The sequence below is a fragment of the Rhodoplanes roseus genome, from assembly GCF_003258865.1.
Lineage (GTDB): Bacteria > Pseudomonadota > Alphaproteobacteria > Rhizobiales > Xanthobacteraceae > Rhodoplanes > Rhodoplanes roseus.
The window spans coordinates 1-6265 of record NZ_NPEX01000313.1 but is presented as its reverse complement, the minus strand read 5'-3'; the positions used below and the strand labels follow the sequence as shown (position 1 = coordinate 6265).

The 6265-nt window shown below is 71.9% G+C and carries 4 protein-coding genes; 3 read left to right on the top strand and 1 reads right to left on the bottom strand.

Annotated features, from left to right (window positions below; genetic code table 11):
• The 3 genes from CH341_RS26800 to hutU form a co-directional block, all read left to right on the top strand.
• Window positions 1-528: zinc-binding dehydrogenase (locus tag CH341_RS26800; protein ID WP_146604638.1), on the top strand; the 528-nt coding region annotated here is incomplete at its 5' end.
• Entirely contained in the window at window positions 525-1724 is a 1200-nt protein-coding gene (locus tag CH341_RS26795; RefSeq protein WP_111422015.1) for a CaiB/BaiF CoA transferase family protein, read from the top strand. The genes CH341_RS26800 and CH341_RS26795, both read left to right, overlap by 4 nt.
• Before the next feature lie 36 nt (window positions 1725-1760).
• Window positions 1761-3425, top strand: coding sequence for a urocanate hydratase (hutU, locus tag CH341_RS26790; protein WP_111422014.1), 1665 nt, complete (start codon window positions 1761-1763; stop codon window positions 3423-3425).
• 119 nt (window positions 3426-3544) lie between these two features.
• On the opposite strand, the gene CH341_RS26785 is transcribed toward hutU, so the two are convergent.
• Entirely contained in the window at window positions 3545-5536 is a 1992-nt protein-coding gene (locus CH341_RS26785) for a DEAD/DEAH box helicase (protein ID WP_245431265.1), read from the bottom strand.
• Window positions 5537-6265 lie beyond the last annotated feature (729 nt).

The following is a 6265-nucleotide window of genomic DNA, read 5'->3' as shown; positions in this document are numbered from 1 at the left end:
GCCGCGGTCGAGATCGCGGCCCGCCGTGGCGCTCGCGTGATCGCCGCGGCGGGTGGACCGGAGAAGGGCGCGCTGGCGCGCCGGCACGGCGCGGCCGAGACGATCGATTACGGCACCGAGAGGTGGAGCGACCGCGTGAAGGCGCTGACCGAGGGGCGCGGCGTCGATGTGGTGGTCGATCCGGTCGGTGGTGCGGCGACCCTCGAGGCACTGCGGGCGATCGCCTGGAACGGCCGCCTTCTGGTCGTCGGCTTCGCGTCCGGCGAGATCCCGCAGATCCCCGCGAACCGTCTGCTGCTCCGCCGGGCGTCGGCGATCGGTGTCTATTGGAGCCACGACCGCGACGGGCCGATGGTGGGGCGCGTCGCCGCGGCGCTCGGCGACCTGCTGCGGGCCGGCGCGTTGCACCCGCATGTGGGGGCGCGTCGCCGCTTCGACGACTTGCCGGCGGCGCTCGCCGATCTGTCGGCGCGGCGCACGACCGGCAAGGCCGTCCTCGACCTCAGCAAGCGAGACGACGCCGCATGACCCCGCTGCCCCGCCACCTGTTCGACGGCCTGCGCGTGCTCGACCTGACGCGCGTCATGTCGGGGCCGTTCTGCACCGCCATGCTGGCCGATCTCGGTGCCGAGGTGATCAAGGTCGAGATGCCGGACGTCGGCGACGACAGCCGCCACTTCGCCCCGCACGTGAAGGGTGAGAGCACCTATTTCGCCCTGCTGAATCGCGGCAAGGAGAGCGTCACGGTCGACCTGAAGTCGCCCGAGGGCCGCGCGCTGGTGCGCGACCTCGCCAAGCGGTCGGACGTGCTGGTCGAGAACTTCCGGCCCGGCGTGATGGCCCGGCTGGGGCTCGACGCCGAGATCCTGCAGGCCGACAATCCCCGGCTGATCTACGCCTCGATATCGGGCTTCGGTCCGGCGGGGCCGTTCACCGAGTGGCCCGCCTTCGACCTCGTCATCCAGGCGATGAGCGGGCTGATGAGCGTCACGGGCGAGCGCGACGGCCGGGCCACGGCGGTCGGCGAGAGCGTCGCCGACGTCGCCACCGGCATGTTCGCGGCGTGGGGAATCGCGGCCGCGCTCTACGACCGCGAGCGGACCGGCGTCGGCCGGCGCGTCGAGGTCGCGATGCTCGATTCGATCTTCTCGATGCTGCTGACCAGCCTGTCGCGCGCCCTGTTCACGGGGGAGACGCCGCGCCGCGCCGGCAACCGCCATCCCGAGACCTACCCGGTCGACAGCTTCGCCACCCGCGACGGCGACATCGTGCTGGTCGGCTTCTCGGACGCGACCGTGAAGCGGATCTTCGCCGCGATCGGCCGGCCGGAGCTCGCCGACGATCCGCGCTTCGCCACCAATCGCGACCGCAACATCCACGAGGCGGAGCTGCGCGCCATCGTGGCGCAATGGGCGGCCGGCCTGTCGCGTGCCGAGGCGCTGGCGCGGCTGCGCGGCCAGGACGTGCCGTCGGCGCCGGTGTGGAGCCTCGACGAGACCATCGCGAGCGGCCAGCTCGAAGCGCGGGGGCTGGTGCAGCCCGGCGTCAACGGCGTGCTCGGCGACATCCGGGTCGTGCCGCAGCCGGTGCGCTTTTCCGATGCCGATATCGTCGCGCCGATGCGCTCGCCGCTGCTCGGCGAGGACACCGAGGCGGTGCTCCGTCGGACCCTGGCGCTCGACGACGCGACCCTCGCCGGGCTGCGCGCCAAGAAAACGATCTGACAAGACGATCTGAGAAGACGATCTGAGGACGTGCCGATGTCGCGACAGAACGATCGGATCGTGCGAGCGCCGCGTGGCGCCGCGCTCCAGGCCCGGAGCTGGGCGACCGAGGCGCCGCTGCGGCTCCTGATGAACAACCTCGATCCGGACGTCGCCGAACGTCCGGAGGAGCTCGTCGTCTATGGCGGGATCGGCCGCGCGGCCCGCTCGTGGGAGGCCTTCGATCGCATCACCGCGACCTTGAAGCGCCTCGGCGAGGAGGAGACCCTGCTGGTCCAGTCGGGCAAGCCGGTCGGCGTCTTCCCGACTCACCGCGGTGCGCCGCGGGTGATCATCGCGAACGGCAATCTGGTGCCCAAATGGGCGACCTGGGACTGCTTCAACGCCCTCGATCGCAAGGGCCTCATCATGTACGGCCAGATGACGGCCGGCTCGTGGATCTATATCGGCTCGCAGGGCATCGTGCAGGGCACGTTCGAGACGTTCTCGGAGATCGGCCGGCGACATTTCGGCGGCCGCCTCGACGACCGCTGGATTCTCACGGCGGGACTCGGCGGCATGGGCGGGGCGCAACCGCTCGCCGCCACCATGGCGGGCGCCTCGATGCTGGTCGTCGAGTGCCAGCCGAGCCGCATCGAGTTTCGCAAGCGGACCGGCTATCTCGACCATTCGACCACCAGCCTCGACGAGGCGCTCGCCATGATCGCGACGGCGACCCGCAGCGGCCGGCCGGTCTCGGTCGGCCTCGTCGGCAACGCAGCCGAGGTGTTCGCGGAGATTCTCCGCCGCGGCGTCGTCCCGGACGTGGTCACCGACCAGACCTCGGCGCACGACCCGGCGCACGGATATCTGCCGGCGGGCTGGACCCTCGACGAGTGGCTGGAGCGGCAGGCGCGCGATCCCGCCGGCACGGCCGAAGCGGCCAAGGCGGCGATGGCCGATCAGGTCCGCTGCATCCTCGCCTTCAAGGACAGGGGCGCGGTGGCCCTCGACTACGGCAACAACATCCGGGCCATGGCGCGCGAGAAGGGCGTCGCCGACGCCTTCGCCTATCCGGGCTTCGTCGAGGCCTATGTCCGGCCGCTGTTTTGCGTGGGCAAGGGGCCGTTCCGCTGGGTCGCGCTGTCGGGCGACCCGGAGGACATCTACCGCACCGACGCCAAGGTGCGCGAGCTCATCCCGGACGATCCGGTGCTGCATCGCTGGCTCGACAAGGCCCGCAGCCACGTGAGATTCCAGGGCCTGCCGGCGCGCATCTGCTGGCTCGGTCTCGGCCAGCGCCACAAGGTCGGGCTCGCCTTCAACGAGATGGTGGCGCGCGGCGAGGTGTCGGCCCCGATCGTGATCGGGCGCGACCACATGGACTCGGGCTCGGTCGCCTCGCCGATGCGCGAGACCGAGGGCATGCTGGACGGCTCCGACGCCGTGTCCGACTGGCCGATCCTCAACGCACTCCTGAACGCGGCCTGCGGTGCCACCTGGGTGTCGTTCCATCACGGCGGCGGCGTCGGCATGGGGTATTCCCAGCACGCCGGGATCGCCCTGGTCGCCGACGGGACCGTCGAGGCGGGCGAGAAGATCGGCCGCGTGCTGTGGAACGATCCGGCGACCGGCGTGATGCGTCACGCCGATGCGGGCTACGAGAGCGCCATCGCCTGCGCGCGGGCCAACGGCCTCGATCTGCCGGCGCTCGAGTCCTGACCGCGCGCGTGCCGTCAGCCGCTCGGCAGGGCCCGAACCGCCGCAGCCGGGCGTTCGGCGCGGCCCGGGAATGCTCGGTGAATCCGGGACGGCACGCAAGTGACCGTGCCCGGGCGGGCTCAGGCGCGGCCGCGCTTGCCCGTCGGCTTGCCGGCCGGACGCCGCGCCGGCTTGCGAGCACCGGCAGGCTTGCTCTTTCCGGCGCGGAACGGCTTGTCCTCGCGGAACGGCTTGTCCGGGCGGGACTCCTGGCGCGTCTCCTTGCGCCACGGCTTTTTGGCGAATGTCCGCTTCTTCTCGGGCGCGGCCGGGCCGTCGCCGGACGACGTGTGCCCCGGCGCATCGCGCTCATGACGGGACGGGTCGCCGGACCGCGCTCTGCTCCCGGTCGGCCGGTTCCGGCCGGCGGGCCGATCGTGCCGTCCGGCCGGCGCCTGCGGGCCGTCGGGCATCGGCTCGAGGCGGATGTTCGATTCCTTGTCGGGCCGGCTGATGGCGGCGGCAAACAGCTCGGCGACGTCGGCCGAGATCTCGAACTCGCTGTGGCTGTCGCAAATCCGGATGGCGCCGATGGCGCGCTTGTCGATGCCGCCGCGGCGGCAGATCATCGGTAGGAGCCAGCGCGCTTCGGCCTTCTTGTTGCGCCCGACGCTGGCCCGATACCAGACGCTGCCGCCGGCGAGGCCGGCGTGGCGCCGCGGCCGGGCCTCGACCGGATCCCATGCGGGGACGGGCCCGTCGGCGCGCCCCTCGTCCGTCCTCGTCTCGTCGCGATCACGCCGCGCCCGGCCGGTGCGCTCGCCGGGGTCGACGATGTCCTCGGGTGACGGCAGCCCGCCGCGAAGAATCCGGGCCAGCGCCGTCGCGAGCTGCTCGGGGCTTCGTTGGGCCAGCAGCGCCTGCGCCCAGATCAGGTCGTCCTCGTTCGGCTCCTCGGCGAGCCGGGCGTCCTGCAGGACGCGCTCGAGGTCGAGCCGGCGGATCTCGTCCGGCTGAGGCGCGCTGCCCCACTCCGCCTCGATGCCGGCCTGGAACAGCATCGTCTCGACGCGGCGCCGGCGGGCGGCGGGCACCAGCAGGATGCTGACGCCCTTGCGGCCGGCGCGACCGGTGCGCCCGGACCGATGCTGAAGGACGGCCGGATCGTTCGGCAGCTCGGCATGGATGACGAGGCCGAGATTGGGCAGGTCGATGCCGCGTGCCGCGACGTCTGTCGCGACACAGACGCGGGCGCGTCCGTCGCGCAACGCCTGCAGCGCGAGGGTCCGCTCGTTCTGGGCCAGCTCCCCGGACAGCGCGACCACGGAGAAACCGCGCTCCAGCAGGGCGGCCTGCAGGTGCCGCACGGCGTTGCGGGTGTTGCAGAACACCAGCGCGCCCGGCGACTCGAAATAGCGCAGCAGGTTGACGACCGCGTGCTCGACCTCGTGTGCCGCGACCCGGACGGCGCGGTACTCGATGTCGGCATGCCCGCTCTCGTCACCGGCGACGTCGATGCGCAGCGCGTCCTTCTGATACTCGCGGGCGAGCGCGACGATGCCGCGCGGCAGCGTCGCCGAGAACAGCAGGGTGCGGCGGCTGTCCGGCGTGGTCTCGAGGATCAGCTCCATGTCCTCGCGAAAGCCGAGGTCGAGCATCTCGTCGGCCTCGTCGAGCACCACGGCCTTCACGGCCGAGATGTCGAGGCGGTGCCGCCGCAGATGGTCGCACAGCCGCCCCGGCGTCCCGACCACGATGTGGGCGCCCTCGGCCAGCTCGCGCTGCTCGCGGCGCGGGTCGGTGCCGCCGACGCAGGAGACGACGCGGGCGCCGGTGTGGCCGTAGAGCCAGGCGAGCTCGCGCTGCACCTGCAGGGCGAGCTCGCGGGTCGGAGCGACCACCAAGGCGAGGGGAGCGGCGCCGGGCTCGAATCCGTCGGCGTCGCCGAGCAGGTCGTCGGCGATCGCCAGCCCGTACGCGACCGTCTTGCCCGAGCCGGTCTGGGCCGACACCAGGAGATCGCGGCCGGCGGCACCGTCGGCCAGCACGGCGGCCTGCACCGGGGTCGGATCATCGTAGCTGCGCTCGGCGAGGGCGCGGGCGAGCGGCGGACGGGTCGGCAGGAATGTCACGGGAGGTCGAACCTTGGTTGGGCAGAGGCCGCGGGCGGCTCGGGGGTGGAGGATCGAGCCGGTTCGATCGCGCGACATCGGCGATCAGCGGCGGCGACGTGGGTTGTGGCAGCCGGCGACATGGATGTCCGATAGTCACGGCGGATCGGACACGTGCCCGCCGGAACCAATGGCGGGACATCCGAGACCGGCCAGCGAGGCGGCACCGCTGCGGTCCGGACGATGCCGGCTAAGTCGTTGATCCTACTTTGCTGGAACGTCAGGACGTCACAGTCCGCTTCGGACGCCGGCCATCCGGAGCCTTCGGGTGGCTGCGCGCCGGGCGCTCTTGTAGCAGTCCTCGGCCGTGTCCGCCACGTCCGGCGCCGCCGGCCTCGACCACCCCGATGTCGTGAAGGGCAGACAGTCCGCCGCCCACGCGCCCGTGGGCCGGGCCGTCGATCGCGGGACAGCCGCGTTCGCCGCGTCGAGTGGACGCCGCGGCAAGCCGGCCGGGACGGTCAGGATCGATTTTCGTATAATGTTCAGCCCATTAAGCGGGCAGGATTTGCTTATCGGGGCGACCCTTGAGGGTCGGGCTCTCGTGAACGGAGCCGCTAGGGTCCGTACTCAATTGGCTTGCGGTGCGGAGCGTTGACTGATTCAAGGGCTCCGGGGGGTACGGAGCCCTTGATGAGCAAGCAGCTTTACTGGCTGAGCGATTCCGAGTGGGCTCGGATCGAGCCCTAC

Bases quoted from the DNA above. Each gene is read 5' to 3' on its own strand.
- CH341_RS26795 (WP_111422015.1), top strand. From the start codon at position 525: ATGACCCCGCTGCCCCGCCACCTGTTCGACGGCCTGCGCGTGCTCGAC.
- hutU (WP_111422014.1), top strand. From the start codon at position 1,761: ATGTCGCGACAGAACGATCGGATCGTGCGAGCGCCGCGTGGCGCCGCG.